The following is a 16,848-nucleotide window of genomic DNA, read 5'->3' as shown; positions in this document are numbered from 1 at the left end:
GCCTTTCGATCAGGATACCTACCGGGCTTTTCTGGAAAACTGGTATCAGAGAACCCATGCACTGGTGCAACTGGAGACAAACGGATGAGAACTGCCTTCACGTATTGTATGGGATTGGCGGTGACTGCTGCCGCTATGCTGGCCTGTGCAGACACCGCCAAACCTTTGCCTGAACTGCCCTTGACGGTGGAGAGCATAGAAGCATTTGCGGACCCTGGGGATGTGGAATTATTGAATAGCACGAGCTATTACAGCAAGGCATCAAAAGACTATATCTATCGTAATTCCTCTATCTTGGAAGAGTATCAGGCACTTTATATTGAAGAGGGCTTGGTAGCTTGGCTATATCCTGGAATGATGGTTCAACAGCCATTATTAGTGGATCCGTATACTTGGTCCCTTGTACACGAAGGGGCTAATGGCGCCATAGCACCAACATGGAATAGGGATGGACATTTGGTTTTTGACGACTTTATTGAAGTTACTAAAGATGATGTTGATGTAATTAACAATATGGTGGATTTAGTTTTCCTAAAAGTAGTCGACACTGTTGAGAAACCCTTTGATGTGAGCTGGATCAGTTCTGAACTTCCGTTAAAAGCATTTCATGTGCATGCCTCGGCTATAGAAAATGCTAGCGCAGTTTGTCATTACCCTGAACTGGAATTTATTCGGTATATTAATTCGGGTCTACTGGGTGATTTTAATACAGCTGATTGCGCCCATACGCTTGAGACGATATTTGTAACCCACAGCGATGTGGAAAGTCTGACCATTACTCAACTTTCCTCACTCGGAACTTTAAACCTCATTGGTAGCAGTATCGAGCGAATTCGGTTGGATGGTGAATCACTCCCGAACCTAAAAAGTATATTTCTGGGCGAAGCGAGTGTGCCCTCTGACCTGTCTCGTGTTCATTTACCTGAAGGCCTGGTTCAATTGCTGATGCCCCGGGTAACCGATAACGATCTGTCCCAACTGGACCTTCCTGAACACCTGCAATACCTGGATTTATCGGAAGCCCAGCTGGATGATTTTGGGTTTATCCTCGGTGCTAAAAATCTCAGACACCTGAGTTTGGATTTCAGCAATTTCACCCAGTGGCACTTGTTGCCGTAGCTCACCGAACTGCAGCACCTCAGCATCAGTGGTACTGACTTTACCAATGATGATTTGGCGTACCTGGCCGAGATGGGCAGTCTCCAAACGTTGAATCTGGGGGGGGTGCCCATTACCACGGTAATGCCCTTGAAAGAGCTGACCGGTCTGTCTGGCCTGAACCTGTATATGACGAATATCACAGACTTCAATGAAATTCCTTTCATCGAAAATGTGTCTTATCTCGGCTTACCCGACACCGACCTAACCGAGTTGCCTGAGCACATCAGCCAGATGAAAGAAACAGCCAGTGATGATTACTTTCACTGCAACGATCTGAAGCCCTGTACTCAACCAGCTTGGGAGTAAATAGCAGTCTCTGGAGCAAGTGAGAATGCTCCTACACTAAGGTTTCCGGGTCTGGCTAAGCCAGACAAAAGACTGATGTGGAGTCCCGGAGGGAGACAGCAGTGACACCCAACCCGGTAGAGATTGAAAGGACTGTGCTATAGGAAGTAAACAGTCGTTTTTGAGGGGAATGACAAAGAAAGGAAGTGGCCGAACATCGATGTGTTCAGACCAGACTATGATCTTCAGTAGCAGGGAAGCCCCGGGTAGAGCCGATTATTTAGCTTGTTACAGCACACCAGGTTCACAGTATCGCAACGCAGACTCTGGCATTCTCAGCATCGATGTTCAACACGATGAGGGGCTGATTGGAGATTACGGTAAAGGCATGTACCTGACTTGGCGCAGGGCCAGGGTTTATGCTTAAGTCGACTGAGTGCTCGCATCTCGATTCATGACCCAGAGGCTTACTAGTGAGTCTTGGCAGACACAGCACCCTGCATTAACCGCAGATCACGGTAATTGCGCAGACCGCCGTACATCATGGTGTGGAATTTCTGGGCGGTGAGTTCGGTTTTTTCTTTGTAGTCGTTGATGTCGTAATCGCGCACGACATCGGTTTCCGGCGCGCTGCCGGGTTGGCCGGTGCGCAGGACCAGGCGGGTGAGGTGGTTGCCGACTTCTTCGCGAATGGCTTTCACCAGGTCGAGACCGGCGCGGTCGGTTTCCATGACGACGTCGATGATGGCCATCGCCAGGTCTTCACCCAGTTCGCGGGCGATCGCCAAAGCCTCATGGCCGCTGGAGGCGGTATGAACGACAAGTGGGCGGTCTTCGAAGGTAAAGCGACGCAAGGCGAGGCGAGTCACCGCATGGACTTCGGGTTCGTCGTCTACTACAAGCACTTGCCAGCCCGTATTCGGGGGTTCTTCACCGTTCCTGGTCTTTTCGTCTAGCCAATTTATCGATGCCATTGAAGTCTCGCCTGTATGCGCTCCGGGACTGAGTTTCAGTCAGGCACGGGCTGCCATCCTTAGTCGTTTCATTAAAGATAGTGCTTTTTTTGAACAATGCAAAGGCAATTTGACGATAATTTGGGTTTAGTTCTGGGGAAAATAGCGGGCTCGGATGAGCCCGCTATTGGGGTCAGCGCTGGAAGGGGTAGATGGCGCCAACGCCAGTCAGGCGGGTCAACTCGTCCAGGGCGGTGCGGCTCTCGATCAGCAGTTGCGGGTCGGCCAGATCAGCCTGGCTGAGACTGTCACGGTAATGGGCGTCAACCCAGTCGTTCAGCGAGTTGAACAGCGCATCGGTGAGAATGATGCCCTGGTGCATGGCCTCGTACTCGGTCTGGGTCAGCGCGACACGCAAACGCAGGCATGCCGGGCCGCCACCATTTTGCATCGACTGTTTCAGGTCGAACACTTCGACCCGGTTGATCGGGTTGCCAGTGTCGGCCATCAGGCGGTCCAGAAAGTCGGCGACCGGGCCGGTTTCACGGCATTCGCCGGGTACGACCAGCATCATGCTGTCGTCGGCCAGGCTTAACAGCTGGCTGTTGAACAGGTAAGACCGCACGGCATCCTGAATCGATACCTCGGCCGTCGGAACTTTGACGGCGATCAGTTTGACGTCGCCCAGCTTGCGCTGCAGTTCGTCCAGCACGGCATCGGTATCGGCGAACGCTTCCTCGTGATAGAAGAGCACATTGCGGTTACCAACGGCGATGACGTCGTTGTGGAACACACCGGCATCGATGGTCTCGGGCTTTTGCAGGGCGAATACCGCCTGGTCTTCACCCAGGCCGTGCAAGCGGGCGACTGCCTGGCTGGCTTCCAGCGTCTGGCGTGCCGGAAACCGGTGCGGGCGCGGTGCGTTTTGGTTGAATGCTTCCTGGCCGTAGACAAACAGTTCGACTCCCGGGCCATCGTACTGGCCACAGAAACGGGTGTGGTTGGCGGCCCCTTCATCACCGAAAAAGCTGACCGCAGGCAGGGCATCGTGATGCGCAAAGTAGCGCTCATCCCGGAAGATCGACTGCAGCATACGGGTTGTGGTCGGGTGTTCGATCGACCGGTGAAATTTGGCGTTCAGGTTGGCGGCGGTAAAGTGCACTTTGCCATCGGCCGTGTCGGCGCTGGGCGAGATCGTACCCGCATTGGCCGTCCACATGCAGGATGCCGAGCTAACCGCACTTAATATCGCCGGGTTCTGTTTCGCGACTTTCTCCAGAACCTGGGCATCGGTGCCGCTGAAGCCCAACTCGCGCAAGGCCCAGATAGCCGGGCGCTCGTGCGGCAGTAAAATGCCCTGGCGCAGGCCCAGATCCGACAGGGCCTTCATTTTGCGCAAGCCCTGCTTGGCGGCTTCCCTCGGGTTCGAGGCTTCGCTCTCGTTGCTCAGTGAGGCGATGTTCCCGTACGAAAGGCCAGCGTAGTTGTGCGTTGGTCCGACCAGGCCGTCGAGGTTCATTTCAAATGCGGTCATAGGTTCATTCCCGGCGCGGTGGTGTCGGGTTTGGTCATTGTCGGGCTTTCCATCGAGGCAACCGGGTAGGCGCAATAGTCAGCCGCGTAATAGGCTGAAGCCCGGTGGTTGCCACTGGCTCCAACACCGCCGAACGGCGCGCCGCTGCTGGCACCGGTGATCGGCTTGTTCCAATTGACGATGCCGGCACGAATCTCGTCGATGAACTGGTCGTAACGGGCGCGGTCGTTCGACAGCAGGCCGGCGGATAGGCCGTAACGGGTGTTATTGGCCCCGGCAATGGCGTCGTCGAAGCTGTCGTAACGGTAGATGCTCAGCAGCGGGCCAAAATATTCTTCATCCGGCACGTCGCTGGCGTCGGTCAGGTCGATGATGCCTGGAGTCAGCAGCGCGGTGCCTTCTTCGAAGCGGGTCATTTCCAGCAGGCTGCGGCCGCCTTTGCGGATCAGCATGTGCTGGGCTTCTATCAAGGCATCAGCGGCGGGCAGGGACACGACAGAACCCATATAGGGTTGGTCGTCGGCATCCCAGTGCCCGACTTTGAGGTTGCGGGTGGCCTCGATCAGACGCGCCAGGAAGGCATCGCCTTCGTCACCCTTGGCGATGAACACGCGCCGTGCGCAGGTGCAGCGCTGCCCGGCTGAAATGAACGCACTGGTGATGACATGATGTAGGGCTGCGTCGGTATCGATGTCGGTATCGACGATCAACGGGTTGTTGCCACCCATCTCCAGAGCGAGAATCTTGCCTGGCTGGCCGCCGTATTGCTTATGCAGAATCTCGCCGACGGTTGAGGAGCCGGTGAAAAACAGGCCGTCAATGCCGGGGTGCCCGGCCAGGGCAATGCCGGTGGTCTTCGCGCCCTGAACCAGGTTCATAACGCCCTTGGGCAAGCCAGCGGCTTCCCAGATGCGCGCGGTTTCCTCGCCCATCTTCGGCGTCATTTCGCTGGGTTTGAACACCACGGTGTTGCCCGCGAGAATGGCCGGTACGATGTGCCCGTTGGGCAAATGGCCGGGGAAGTTATAGGGGCCGAATACCGCCACAACGCCATGCGGACGGTGGCGTAATACGGCTTCGCCATCGGGCAATTCACTGCGGGTGACGCCGGTGCGCTCGTTGTAGGCTTTGATCGAGATTTCAATTTTACCGACCATGGCACCAATTTCCGTGCGCGCTTCCCAAAGCGGCTTGCCGGTTTCGCTACCGATCACCCGGGCCAGCTTTTCCTGGTTTTCTTTCAGGCCTTCGGCGAAACGACGGCAAATGGCGATGCGCTCGTCGAGGCTGCGGTGTTTCCAGTCGGCAAAGGCGGCGCGGGCTGCGGTAATCGCCAAATCGACATCGTCGGCGCTGGCGGTATTGCCGGCCCAAACGACTGACTGGTCGATGGGATTGATGGATTCCAGGTGTTCGCCGTGGCCGGTGTGCCACTGGCCGCCAATAAAGAGTCTTGCGTCAGTCATCGGAGGGTCTCCGGGGTCTCAGTGCGACGGCGCGTACAGAATCGCCTGCAGCTACCTGCAGGTTTCTGGCCTGAGCCGTGCTTAGGTGAAGGGTGGTGCCATCGATGGCCGCGGTATTGATCAGGCTGACCCGGTAGTTCTCAAACTGGCGATTCGAGACCAGTGACAAACCGTCTTTTCGGGTCAGGTCGGGTGCCGGTGTGTCATCCTGTACGGCGACGGTATACAGCTGGCTGTCTTTAACCGCACGCACGTTGGTCACGCGGGCGGAAACGGTGGGCCCACCGTCGAAAATATCCACATAGCCGTTGAAGTCAAAGCCTTCGGCTTTCAACATGGACAGAGCGGGTTCGGTGTCCGGGTGTACCTTGCCGATCGCCTCCTGGGCGTCTTTCGACAGCATGGGTACGTAGATCGGAAACTTGGGCATCAGCTCGGCAATAAAGGCCTTGTTGCCGAGTCCGGTCAGGTAGTCTGCATCGGAAAACTCCATTTGAAAGAAGTGTCTTCCCAGGCTTTCCCATACCGGTGAACGGCCTGCTTCGTCGCTGAAGCCACGCATTTCGGCAATGATGTCCCGGCCGAACAGTTCCTGAAATTCAGCCAGAAACAGGTAGCGGCTTTTGCTCAGCAACTGCCCGTTCTGGTTCTGGCGGAAGTCGGGCATTAGAAACAGGGTGCAGATTTCGGAACTGCCGGTCAGGTCGTTGCTCAGGTACAGCGTTTTGGTAATCTTGTGCACGCCGATGTCTTTGGAGGCATGCACGGTTTTACCGATGTGGTAGTTGTACCAGATATCATCGTGCCCGATGCTGGCTTCGAGCGCACAAATGCCGGCGATTTCATCGGTAGCCGGGTCTATCATGGCGAACAGATAGAGCCGGTCTTTTTCGGGCAATTCTTTGTTGAACGAAGCCACGGCTTTGTCGAGCTTGGCCTGCATTTTCTGGCGGTTATCCGGCAGGGTAGTGACCCCTACTCCGGAATTTTTGGCCATGGTGCACAGCGCGTCGATGTCGGTTGGCGCTACCGGACGAATGTACATAGTCGTATTCCTTCCTTATAGCGGCGCGTAGGCGATGGGGTCGCCTTCTTTGACGTTGAGGGCCTCGGCGACGTTTTCCGGGATGCGAATGGTCTCGCCAATGCCGTCAACCAGGGTGCCGATGGTGCAGCGGAAATCGCTCAGTGAACGATTGCTGATCAGGTATTTCAAGCCGCCGACCACATCGCTGGGTCGCGCTTTTTTGTGACGTACCTGCTTCAGGGTAAAGAGGTTATTCAACTCGCCAGTCAGCACCGGGCCGCCATCGAACGGGTCGATAAACACGGTTTTGCTGAACCCTTCGCGGTAGAACAACTGGCAGGCCCGGTTGGCGGCTTCGTGGTTCTGGCCAATGTTGCCTTGCGCCACTTCCGGCAGCAGCGGTACGTAGATCGGGTGCTGCGGAATCAGTTCCGACATGAAGGTTTTGCTTTTCACACTGCAATAATAGTCGGCGGTGTTGAAGTCGATGCCAAAGAAGTGCCGGCCTACGGCATCCCAGAACGGGCAGTCGCCCTTGTCGTCGAAAATGCCCTGAATCTCGATGATCACTTCGCGATGAAACCGCTCGGGCAGGCACGCCATAAACAACAGGCGGGCGCGCGACAGCAAGTCGAAGGCTTCGGAGTTTTTGTGTTCCGGATCGATCGAGAATGAGCGCAGCAGCGTTTTGCCGGTCAGTTCATGCGACAGGAACAATACGGGTACTTTGGAGCTGACGTCGAGGTGATGCGAGGCATGAACGACGGCATCCATCCGGTAATTGAAAAACGGATAGCCACCACCGGCTTCGGTATCGATGCCCGAGGTGCCCATCAGCGTTTGGTTGTCGGTGTCTTCCAGTACAAACAGGAACGACGCCGGGCCTTCCTGGTCAACCCCGGATTTAAAGGCGTCGTCAGACTGGCCGATTTTTTCCGACAGTTTATCCCTGTCTTTAGGCAGGGTTGTCACGCGGGCATCGGTGGCATTCAGCAATCGTTCGATGCTGGTCAGGTCCACGAAGTTACTCGGGCGAACAACGAGCATGGTGAATCCTCTCATTAAGGGCTTAAAGCTCAAATTTCGGAATTCAAATTGGCTGTTAGCTTAAACCCGCGATGGATGGCCGGGCTGCTCTTGCGGGGTCGCCGTAAATACTTCCATGTAGGCTTAACTTCGGCGTCCATGCCTCAGATATCCCCGCAAGAGCAGCCCAGCCAACCAGCGCTAGCCTGTAGCGAACTCAGTTGTCGGAGTTCGCTACCAATTGAGTGCCAGGTGCCGGGTATACCTATCCGGGGAAGTCTGCAGCAAGGATGCTGCAGTCTAGGCCCCATGGATGGGTCCATGCCGACCCCGGAGAGGTATACCCGGCGCCTGGCACGAACTCCTGGCACCAAAGTACAGCCTAACCCCGAAGTTTGAGGTTTTACTTAGCTAACCAGCTTGGCAACCGCTTTTTCAAAGCGAGCCAGGCCTTCGTCGATGTCTTCATCCGGGATGATCAGTGACGGCGCGAAGCGTATGACGTTGGGTCCTGCGATCAGCATCATCAGGCCTTCATCCAGAGCAGCGCCGAGGAAATCCTTGGCACGACCGGCCCAGTCTTCGGTCAGTTCAGCGCCGATCAGCAGGCCGAGGCCTCGCACTTCCTTGAAGATACCGTACTGGTCGTTGATCTTTGTCAAGCCATCACGGATGCGTTGTGCTTTGGTTTCAACCCCATCGAGTACGCCAGGCTTGGTGATTTCATTGACGACCGCCAATGACACGGCACACGCCAGGGGGTTGCCACCGTATGTGGAACCGTGAGTACCGATGCCCAGGCTTTCAGCGCATTTGTCGGTGGTCAGCATGGCACCGATCGGGAAGCCACCGCCGAGGGCTTTGGCCGTCGACAGGATGTCTGGTACGACGCCGTATTTCTGGTACGCGTAGAATTCACCGGTACGGCCGACGCCGCTTTGCACTTCATCGAAAATCAGCAGGGCATTGTGTTTGTCGCACAGGGCACGAACGCCTTCGAGGTATTCTTTCTTGCCTGGCGTAACGCCACCTTCACCCTGGATCGGCTCTACGATCACCGCAGCGGTTTTGTCGGAGATCTGGGCGGCCATGGCTTCAAGGTCGTTGTAGGGCACGTGGCTGATGCCGCCTGGAGTTGGCTCGAAGCCTTCCTTGTATTTGGGCTGGCCACCAACGGATACCGTAAACAGGGTGCGGCCATGGAAGGAACCCAGTGTGGAGATGATTTCATTCTTTTCCGGGCCATAGTTCAGGAAGGCGTGACGACGGCCAAGTTTTAGCGCCGCTTCGTTGGCTTCGGCACCGCTGTTGCAAAAGAAGACTTTGTCGGCAAAGGTCAGCTCGGTCAGGCGTTTGGCCAGTGCAATGGCCGGTTCGTTGGTCATGACGTTGGCCAGGTGCCAGAGGTTCTGACCTTGTGTGGTCAGCGCTTCTACCAGAGCCGGGTGGGCATGGCCCAGGGCGTTTACGGCGATGCCACCGGCGAAGTCGATGAATTCGCGGCCTTCCTGATCCCAGACGCGTGAACCCTTGCCTTTAACGGGAATGATTTTGCCCGGGGCGTAGTTGGGGACCATGACGTCATCAAATTGTGCTCTGGTAATTTCGCTCATCTCGATTTCCACTGGTTAAGGTTGGCGCCTGGGTGGTTTGGCGAAGCAACCGATTATCGGGTCTGTTCTACCGGCCAACCGGTTGGGGTCGGCGGGAACGCTATACCGTCTATCATAGAGAAAGTCGGGCCTGAATGGTTACGGGGGTGCGACACGAGGTTATATCGTCTGAACTGCCTATAGTGCCATGAGTCAGAAATTCCGCGGGCAATTCGATTAGCGGGTTGCTATTGCAGTGTGCCTATCGGACCACCGCGTACGCCTACAGAAGACACGCCGTAAACCCCTCCCTGGGGGCTCGGATGCCGCATCCATGCGGCATTACGGTCTTCTGTAGCTGCACCCGGTAGTCCTAGTTAATCCTCTGGTTGAACAGCCAGGAATTTTCTGGTGATGGCGGCTCAAACAAGTTACTTATCGATCGACATCTTCTGATGCAGGCTTCGGTCTTCAGACGGGGTTAACCCGTACTGGTTGCGGTAAGCGGTTGAAAAGTGGGCGCCGGAGGAAAAGCCACAACTGAGGCCGATTTCCGCGATGCTCTCCGAGCAGGACAGAAGCTTGTTTCTGGCTTTTTCCAATCGGATTTGCAGGTAGTAGCGGCTTGGTACGGCGCTCAGGTGTTTTTTGAACAAGCGTTCCAGCTGGCGGCGGCTGATTTTGACGTGAAAGGCGATGTCGTCTGTGGTCAGCGGTTCTTCGATGTTGGCGTCCATCAGTTCCAGCGCTTCGGCGAGCTTGGGTTGCTCGGCCCGGGTGCGCTCGCTCAGTTGTTGCGGCACGGTGTCTGACGGTATGCCCAGGCGTTCGTTCACGAAATGGCGCGAGACGGCTTCGGCGGTTTCGGCGCTGATGTTGCGGGCGATCCACATCAGCATCATGTCGAGGCTGGAGCTGCCGCCCCGGCAGGTGAGCCGGTCGCGATCGATGCAGAACTGTTCTGAGGCGAGCAGGATGGATTTGTGTTCCTTCAGCAGTTCGTCGTAACTGAGCCAGTGCACCACGGCCCGGTAGCCGTTGACCAGGCCCAGTCGTGCTAGCTCATAGGTGCCGGATGCCAGGCCGCCGAGCGAGCAGCGCGTGGGTCGTGACAGCAGAAATTCTTCCAGCCCCGGGGTGGCCGGGTGCCGGGCCGGTGAGGTGCCGGCGACGATCCAGACATCGGCATCCGGGGCGTCGGCCAGGTTGAAGTCGGTATCCATCCGGTTGCCAAGGCTGGAGAAGGTTTTGTTGCCGGAAAGCGCTACGGTAAAGGTGCTGAACGCATCTTCGCCGGTCAGTTCGTTGCACACCAGCAAGGGTTCCATCGCGGAAACGTAGGCCATGGAGGAATAGCCGGGCAGTAAGATAAAACCAATGCGTTGTGTCACCTGATGCGCTCCTCGGGTGGGACATCGTTGCTGTTTATAGGGTCTGGCTTGGCAGAACAGTCGGTGCTTAGCGATCAAAGGTGCCTGACTTCAGGAATTCACCGTCGGCCAGACACCAGTCGCCTTTGGCCATGACCCGTCTCAGCGCCAGGCTGTCTTTATCGAGCAGCAGCAGGTCGGCATCGCAACCCGGGGCCAGGCGTCCTTTCTTGGGCAGCTTCAGCACCCGGGCCGGGTTAGCGGTGACGGCTTTGAGCGCGACGCTGTGGTCGACGCCTTCGTCCAGCACGGCGTCGCGAAATTCATTCAGCATGGCATCCATGGCACCCACTTTCAGGCTTTCCAGTATACCTTCTTTGTTGAAGTGCGGCAGGCTGGCGTGGCCGTCGGTGCTGAACGTCAGGCGGTCTTCGTCGGCACCCCGGTCGAGGGCGACTTTCAGTGCGTGGGCACATTTGAGTTCACCGGCTTCCAGAATCTCCGGGGTGTGGCTGGCGGTAAAGTCGATGCTGCCGCCGCCTTTAATGAAGCGCAGACCATCCTGCAGCAGTTCGGGCGAGCGGTTCATGTGGGTCGGGTAGTATTGGCTGAGGGGAATGTTTGACTGGTTGGCGACATCGAACAGCAGTGACAAGCCTTCATTCGCTTCGCCAACATGAATGCTGACAATGCCTGCCTTGCCACTGAGCAAGCCGCCGACCCGGGCTTCGGCGCCAATGCGGGCCAGTTCCTGCCAGGAGGGCTGGCTGCCGCGATGGTCGGCAATGGCCACTTCGCCCACACCGATGAACCGTTCGATCAGCATGATGTCTTGCTGCACGCTACCGGTCAGGGTGCGTACCGGTACCTGGTAGGAGCCGGTGTGGCACACCACGCTCAGCCCCTCGGCTTCGAGCCCGGCGGCTTTGGCGAGCAGGTCGGGCAGGGTTCTTGAAACAGCATCGGTTCCGAGTACGCCAGTCACGGTAGTGACGCCACCACCAATGGCATCGCTGAATCCCATGGCTGGCGTTCGGGTATGAAAGCCGCCTTCACCGCCACCGCCGGTAATGTGCGTCAGGGTATCGACCAGGCCCGGTGTCAAGAATTGCCCCCGGCCGTCGATAACCTCTATGTCAACCGAGCCAGTAAGGTTCAGATCAGTGCCGATGGCGATGATGGAGCCGGCGGCAATCAGCACATCCTGAGTGCCCAGGTCTTGGGGGGCCAAAAGGTGTGCGCCACGGATCAAAGTCAGCATATCGAGTCGGTTTCCTGTCCTGAAAGGTTATTGGCATTGTGTCGGCCATCATACGTGTCTGCCGCCCTCCCACCAAGGCGCTGTGGCGCCGTAGGCCGCAATGATGAAAACGAGGCGTGTGTTTTTAAAGCTATACTGAGTGCCTGATGTAAACCTGCGCTGAACGAACCAGCGTGCGATTGGAGTGAAATGATGTCTGTTATGACCCGGGCGAACCCCCGCAACTGGACGCTGTTTGTGCGCACCCAGGTGTTGGTGGCCGTATTGGTTGTGTTGTTGCTGCTCGGCTTTGCGTTTGTGATGGCGGGCGTTCAGGATCTGGTGGCCCAGAGTGAGAGCCAGGCCGACCTGGTCGACGGACAGCGCACCACGCTGGACCGGCAGAGCGAGGTGTTGCAGCAGCAAAAGAGCCAGTTAGAGCAGCAGCAACAAGCGCTGGCCGACCAGTTACAGGCAGTGCAGGTTCAGCAGGCTACGGCCGTAGCGCTGGAGCGGTACCCGGCGTTTCTGTTCTGGCGTCTGGCATCAACGGCTTCGTTGTCATCCACTGATATTGGTGAGGGCGACCGCGCCGAGGTGCAGTTGCGTGAAGCGGTGCAGGCGTTGGGCGAGCTCGACGAAGAGCTGGCTGAGGCCATTGATGTGTTTTTGCTCGACCTCGATGATTTCAACACCAACATCGAACGGGCTTTGGCCGCCTTTGAACAGGGCAATGCAGAGCAAGGCCAGCGCATTGTGCAGAGCACCCAGAGTAACTTCATTTCCATGAACACCATGATGGAAGTGGTGGCCATGTTGTCTTCCGAGGCCGTGGTTGCTGCCAACACCAGTGTGACCGGGGCACTGGGCAGCCTGGAAGCGTCGGTACTGGATGTGGAGCAGGCAGCCGCAGAAGTAGCCGATGGCAGTGAATCCCTGATTGGCGGCATTGAAACCATGGTTGATCGCGGCCGCTCAACCCAGCGCCAGGGCTGGGTGACGGCGGCGATAGTCAGTGTGTTGTTCATCGTTGTCGGGTTTATTTTGTCGCGCTCGGTCAGTCAGCCGGTATTGCAGCTTGAAAAGGCGATCAAGCACATCGACGAAACCGCCGACCTGACCGAGCGCGTGCACCTGAAACGCCGCGATGAAGTGGGCCGCATTGCCAAGAGTTTCAACAATATGCTGACCAGCTTCAGCGACATTGTTAAAGATGTGCGCAGCAGCGCTGCCTCAATGGCAGAGAAAGTCTCGGAGAATTCACAGGCCAACGAATCCATTCGCCAGATACTGGACCGCCTGAATTCGGAGGTCGACCTGGTCGCCGCCGCCATTAATGAACTGTCGGCCACGGTACGCGGCATTAACGAGAACACCTCGGAAGCCGCCAGTAGGGCCTTGGAGGTTGAAACCGCCTGCCGAAACAGCAGTGACCAGGCAGCCGCCAGCGGTGAGCAGGTAAATGCACTGGAACAGGAAATCCGCGCAGCTTCGGGTACGTTGAACGCCCTGGCGAACCGCACCAAAGACATTCACGCCATGGTGGATGTGATTCAGGGCGTATCGGAACAGACCAACTTACTGGCGCTGAACGCGGCCATTGAAGCGGCACGAGCGGGAGAGCAGGGCCGTGGCTTTGCGGTGGTCGCCGACGAGGTGCGCACGCTGGCGCAGAAGACCGAGCAGTCGTCCAAAGAAATTCAAACCATGGTGACTGAATTCTCGACCGAGGTCGGTACCACCGTATCGGCGATGCAGCGCGCGGTAGAATCAGCCGCTTCGGCGGGCACGCTCAGCGCCAGCGCCGGGGAAGCCATGCGCTCGGTCGTAACCGTTGTGGGTGACATTCGCGCAACCAATGAACACATTTCGCAGGCGACTCAGGAGCAAGCCGAAGCGACCGATTCGATCGACAGCAGTGTCACCAGCATTGCCACGCTGATTGCTCAGGTGGCAGAGCAGGCCCAGCACACCGTAGAGGGCGTACGGACCATGGCGGCCGACGCCGACCGCCTGCGTGAACAGGCCGACCGCTTTAAGGTGTGACTGGCTTGCGCGGGGTCAGGGGTGTGTGATCAGTGCGTGCAAATCCGGAGCGTGAGCGCGGTCTGAAAACACGCCGTTGACGCCTTTATCGAGCAGGCGTTTGAAGGTAATGGGGTCGTTCACGGTGTAGCAATACAGCGGGTACTCGGAGCGAATATCGGCAGCCAGATCATCGGTCAGCGTCTCGAAGTCGGTATGAATGCTGTAAGGCGTAAAGCCGACCAGGCTGTCACGCCACTGTGCATTAACCCCTTCATACAAAGCGCCCAGTGGCCACTCCGGTTTGCTGGCCGCGACACGAGCCAGGGCCTGGTGATCAAAACTGGACACTACCAAACGGTCCCCGTGTTGCAGGGCGTCTAGCCCTTCTGTGGCCAACACGCCATCAACCAGCGCTTCAACCGGTAGATCCGGGTTTATTTTGATTTCCAGGTTCAGCCCCATGCCGAGTGTTTTCACCAGATCCACTGCCTGGTCGAGAAACAACAGGGGCTCACCGGCAAACACCGGCGAAAACCATTCCCCGGCGTCCACCTTCAACAGTGCTTCCCTGTCCATCTTACTGATGCGTTCGGTGGGCTTGCGGAACCGTTCCAGTGTTTCATCGTGCATCATCACCAGGCTGCCATCCCCGGCCAGGGTGACATCCAGTTCCACCCACTTAATACCGAGTTGCTTGCAACGCTTGAGACCAATGGCGGTATTCTCGGGCGCTTCGCTGGCAACGCCCCGGTGGCCGATTAGAGCGGGCATGAGTAATGACATGATGGGGCCTCGTGTGGCTACTGGCTGGATAGGCCGACTATTTTCCTCTTCTGTATCAATCGTGCAAGTCGCAGTCGGTGCTGCCACCAACTAACCGCTCCCTCGCCCATCCCATGGGAGAGGTCTGGGGAGAGGGTTCACTTCCAACCGTTGAATTCAATGTTCAGCCAGAACCCGGCCCCAGCCGCCACCGACTTTCGCCCGGTCTTGCAGGGGCATCCCAGCCCCACCAAGCCCTACCGCAGGCATCCCTGCCTGCTGCGAAACCCGGCACCGGCCGGGGCCTGAACAATTGCCAGATTTTGGCTTAGACCCCGTAGGAGGGCAGTCCCCTGCGCGACAGGAAACAAACGAACCACAGACCCTAATTCCGTTCGGACTGAGCCTGTCGAAGACCCTTGGGGAGCAAACCAAACCGTTGAACCCAATGTTTAGCCAAAACCCGGCCCCAACCGCCACCGGCTTTCGCCCGGTCTTGCAGGGGCATCCCAGCCCCACCAAGCCCTACCGCAGGCATCCATGCCTGCTGCGAAACCCGGCACCGGCCGGGGCCTAAGCAATTGCGAGATTTTGGCTTAGACCCCGTAGGAGGGCAGTCCCCTGCGCGACAGGAAATAAACCAACCACAGATTCACACCACTGCCGAAACCCTCGGCAAACCACCAACTAACCGCTCTCGACCATCCCATGGGAGAGGGCTGGGGAGAGGGTTCACTTCCTACCGTTTAACCCAATGTTTAGCCAAAACCCGGCCCCAACCGCCACCGACTTTCGCCCGGTCTTGCAGGGGCATCCCAGCCCCACCAAGCCCTACCGCAGGCATCCCTGCCTGCTGCGAAACCCGGTACCGGCCGTGGCCTAAGCAATTGCCAGATTCAGGCATTAACCCGTAGGAGGGCAGTCCCCTGCGCGACAGGAAATAGACGAACCACAGAACTCCCACCACTGGTCGATAAATACTTGCCAACCCCATCACAGAGTGACAAGGTGACTAAATCGCTATTTTTGTTTGGTAAGTCAAGTAACGGCTGACTGGTACCGCAATTACAAGCCGAAGGCGACGTATAACCCCGCAGAAACCGGAATATGCGTCTCGAACGACGGTGATTCCGAGAATAGGTGTCTGATACGACGCTTTTCTCGGTTTGATGTAGGGTGTTTGAATTAGTCGTAGCAGCCTACAAGCCCAGTATAGCTGGGGTTGGAGCATGAACAGTCTGATTGGTTAAAAGTACGATCTGCCGGAATAAGGGGCTGTGATGACAATGAAAAAAGGCTGTTATGCATTTACGGAGTAGCTGAGAGAAGATTATGACCATACCCCGAGTTTTCATTTCATATTCGCATGATTCTCAACTACACAAGAAGTGGGTGCTAGATATAGCTACGAGATTAAGAAACTCAGGAATCGATGCCATTGTGGATCAATGAGAGCTTGGGCCCGGAGATGATCTTCCTCACTTTATGGAAACAAACCTCGTTAACTGTGATCGCGTGGTAATGATATGCACTGAAAGGTATGTTGAAAAAGCTAATGCAGGGGATGGCGGTGTAGGCTATGAAAAAATGATTGTGACTGCTGACTTAATGAAGGGGATCGATTCTAACAAGGTTGTCCCTGTTATTCGTCAGCAGGGGAGCCACGTAGTACCAACATTTCTTACGTCCAAACTATTCGTAGATCTCTCAAGAGATGAACAGTTCGAGTTTGGATTCGATGAGCTAGTTCGAAATCTTCATGGTGCCCCGCTCTTTGTTAAGCCGCCTGTTGGCAATAACCCGTTTGTCTCAGTTAGACAAAGCAAGCCTGAACCACAAGTTGATACACTGAAAGAGTTAATGCGTGCAATCGTTACAATGTTCGAGAATCAATCCCATGATTACATGAACTATGGCCAACTTGTTCAATCAGTGGGTATGTCTCGACTCCTGCTAGATATTCAGATTGACGAAGCTTTACAGAAAGGGCTGCTCACACAAGATCCAGACAACGATGTTTACCTCACAACGAAAGGAAAGCAGTATGCACTTCACAACAAGCTCACTAGCCAGTAAGCGGCATAACAAATTTGGCTCTTCGTAAATTCTTGTGGAATTCCAGTATAATCGAGGCCTGACCGCACCAGATTCTTAAGGAGCCATGTCTGTGGAAATCGAAGATCATTACGCGTTACTCCTCGGCATAAAATCCCCCTGGGAAATCAGCTCAGTAGACCTGAACATGCTTGGCAATCGCGTTGATATTGAAATCGAGTACGCCGATGGTTCGGGTATATGTCCTGAATGTGAAACGGTATGCCCAAAGCACGATGATCGCGAACGCAGAACTTGGCGTCACCTTGATACCATGCAGTTTTCAACCTATTTGCACGCCCAGCTTCCA

The 16,848-nt window shown here is 56.3% G+C and carries 14 protein-coding genes and 1 pseudogene; 6 read left to right on the top strand and 9 right to left on the bottom strand.

The window, feature by feature from the left end; genetic code table 11:
• Both G565_RS0118345 and G565_RS0118340 read left to right on the top strand, forming a co-directional pair.
• A partial coding sequence (locus tag G565_RS0118345; protein ID WP_211227220.1) for a leucine-rich repeat domain-containing protein occupies positions 1-1,119 on the top strand: 1,119 nt, incomplete at its 5' end.
• A 72-nt stretch (positions 1,120-1,191) separates the two neighbouring features.
• Positions 1,192-1,467, top strand: a complete 276-nt coding sequence (locus G565_RS0118340) for a hypothetical protein (protein WP_028672163.1) — start codon at positions 1,192-1,194, stop codon at positions 1,465-1,467.
• 449 nt (positions 1,468-1,916) lie between these two features.
• Here the strand turns inward: G565_RS0118340 and G565_RS0118330 are convergent, their stop codons facing one another.
• The 8 genes from G565_RS0118330 to iadA form a co-directional block, all read right to left on the bottom strand.
• Positions 1,917-2,420, bottom strand: a complete 504-nt coding sequence (locus G565_RS0118330; RefSeq protein ID WP_028672161.1) for a response regulator — start codon at positions 2,418-2,420, stop codon at positions 1,917-1,919.
• A gap of 172 nt (positions 2,421-2,592) precedes the next feature.
• On the bottom strand, positions 2,593-3,933 hold the full coding sequence (gene astB, locus G565_RS0118325) for an N-succinylarginine dihydrolase (protein ID WP_028672160.1): 1,341 nt from the start codon (positions 3,931-3,933) through the stop codon (positions 2,593-2,595).
• Positions 3,930-5,399 carry a succinylglutamate-semialdehyde dehydrogenase gene (astD, locus tag G565_RS0118320; RefSeq protein WP_028672159.1) on the bottom strand — a complete coding sequence of 490 codons (1,470 nt, stop codon included), beginning with the start codon at positions 5,397-5,399 and terminating at the stop codon, positions 3,930-3,932. Before astD ends, astB begins: the two co-directional genes overlap by 4 nt.
• Positions 5,392-6,444: an arginine N-succinyltransferase gene (gene astA, locus G565_RS0118315; protein ID WP_028672158.1), complete on the bottom strand. Its 1,053-nt coding sequence runs from the start codon at positions 6,442-6,444 to the stop codon at positions 5,392-5,394. Before astA ends, astD begins: the two co-directional genes overlap by 8 nt.
• A gap of 15 nt (positions 6,445-6,459) precedes the next feature.
• Positions 6,460-7,473 carry an arginine N-succinyltransferase gene (locus G565_RS0118310; protein WP_028672157.1) on the bottom strand — a complete coding sequence of 338 codons (1,014 nt, stop codon included), beginning with the start codon at positions 7,471-7,473 and terminating at the stop codon, positions 6,460-6,462.
• 386 nt (positions 7,474-7,859) lie between these two features.
• Positions 7,860-9,065 (bottom strand): aspartate aminotransferase family protein, encoded by a 1,206-nt coding sequence (locus tag G565_RS0118305; protein ID WP_028672156.1) that lies wholly within the window; start codon positions 9,063-9,065, stop codon positions 7,860-7,862.
• Positions 9,066-9,475: 410 nt separating this feature from the next.
• A complete protein-coding gene (locus G565_RS24875; protein ID WP_037340225.1) occupies positions 9,476-10,435 on the bottom strand; it encodes a GlxA family transcriptional regulator in 960 nt (319 codons plus the stop codon).
• A 67-nt stretch (positions 10,436-10,502) separates the two neighbouring features.
• Complete coding sequence (gene iadA / locus G565_RS0118295; RefSeq protein ID WP_028672155.1) at positions 10,503-11,675, bottom strand: beta-aspartyl-peptidase; 1,173 nt, start codon at positions 11,673-11,675, stop codon at positions 10,503-10,505.
• A gap of 189 nt (positions 11,676-11,864) precedes the next feature.
• Here iadA and G565_RS0118290 point away from each other — a divergent pair, with 189 nt between their 5' ends.
• The gene (locus G565_RS0118290; protein WP_084649456.1) at positions 11,865-13,700 is read left to right on the top strand and encodes a methyl-accepting chemotaxis protein; all 1,836 of its coding nucleotides are present in this window, start codon (positions 11,865-11,867) and stop codon (positions 13,698-13,700) included.
• A gap of 15 nt (positions 13,701-13,715) precedes the next feature.
• On the opposite strand, the gene G565_RS24870 is transcribed toward G565_RS0118290, so the two are convergent.
• On the bottom strand, positions 13,716-14,465 hold the full coding sequence (locus G565_RS24870) for a glycerophosphodiester phosphodiesterase family protein (RefSeq protein WP_051208243.1): 750 nt from the start codon (positions 14,463-14,465) through the stop codon (positions 13,716-13,718).
• A gap of 1,311 nt (positions 14,466-15,776) precedes the next feature.
• Here G565_RS24870 and G565_RS27755 point away from each other — a divergent pair.
• From G565_RS27755 to G565_RS24860, 3 genes and pseudogenes are all read left to right on the top strand, one after another.
• Positions 15,777-15,896, top strand: coding sequence for an SEFIR domain-containing protein (locus tag G565_RS27755; protein ID WP_211227219.1), 120 nt, complete (start codon positions 15,777-15,779; stop codon positions 15,894-15,896).
• 15 nt (positions 15,897-15,911) lie between these two features.
• Positions 15,912-16,520 (top strand): annotated as a pseudogene (locus G565_RS24865) (toll/interleukin-1 receptor domain-containing protein); the annotation flags it as partial.
• A 91-nt stretch (positions 16,521-16,611) separates the two neighbouring features.
• Positions 16,612-16,848, top strand: a 237-nt coding sequence (locus G565_RS24860; protein ID WP_169579676.1) for a transposase family protein, incomplete at its 3' end; no start/stop codon positions are given.

The sequence above is a fragment of the Saccharospirillum impatiens DSM 12546 genome, from assembly GCF_000423605.1.
In the GTDB taxonomy this organism is placed as follows: Bacteria; Pseudomonadota; Gammaproteobacteria; order Pseudomonadales; family Natronospirillaceae; genus Saccharospirillum; species Saccharospirillum impatiens.
The sequence above is the reverse complement of the archived record's forward strand: the minus strand, read 5'-3'. Positions and strand labels throughout refer to the sequence as shown.

Coding starts and splice junctions, on each gene's coding strand:
- G565_RS0118340 (WP_028672163.1), top strand. CDS start 1,192: ATGGGCAGTCTCCAAACGTTGAATCTGGGGGGGGTGCCCATTACCACG.
- G565_RS0118330 (WP_028672161.1), bottom strand. CDS start 2,420: ATGGCATCGATAAATTGGCTAGACGAAAAGACCAGGAACGGTGAAGAA.
- astB (WP_028672160.1), bottom strand. CDS start 3,933: ATGACCGCATTTGAAATGAACCTCGACGGCCTGGTCGGACCAACGCAC.
- astD (WP_028672159.1), bottom strand. CDS start 5,399: ATGACTGACGCAAGACTCTTTATTGGCGGCCAGTGGCACACCGGCCAC.
- astA (WP_028672158.1), bottom strand. CDS start 6,444: ATGTACATTCGTCCGGTAGCGCCAACCGACATCGACGCGCTGTGCACC.
- G565_RS0118310 (WP_028672157.1), bottom strand. CDS start 7,473: ATGCTCGTTGTTCGCCCGAGTAACTTCGTGGACCTGACCAGCATCGAA.
- G565_RS0118305 (WP_028672156.1), bottom strand. CDS start 9,065: ATGAGCGAAATTACCAGAGCACAATTTGATGACGTCATGGTCCCCAAC.
- iadA (WP_028672155.1), bottom strand. CDS start 11,675: ATGCTGACTTTGATCCGTGGCGCACACCTTTTGGCCCCCCAAGACCTG.
- G565_RS0118290 (WP_084649456.1), top strand. CDS start 11,865: ATGATGTCTGTTATGACCCGGGCGAACCCCCGCAACTGGACGCTGTTT.
- G565_RS24870 (WP_051208243.1), bottom strand. CDS start 14,465: ATGTCATTACTCATGCCCGCTCTAATCGGCCACCGGGGCGTTGCCAGC.
- G565_RS27755 (WP_211227219.1), top strand. CDS start 15,777: ATGACCATACCCCGAGTTTTCATTTCATATTCGCATGATTCTCAACTA.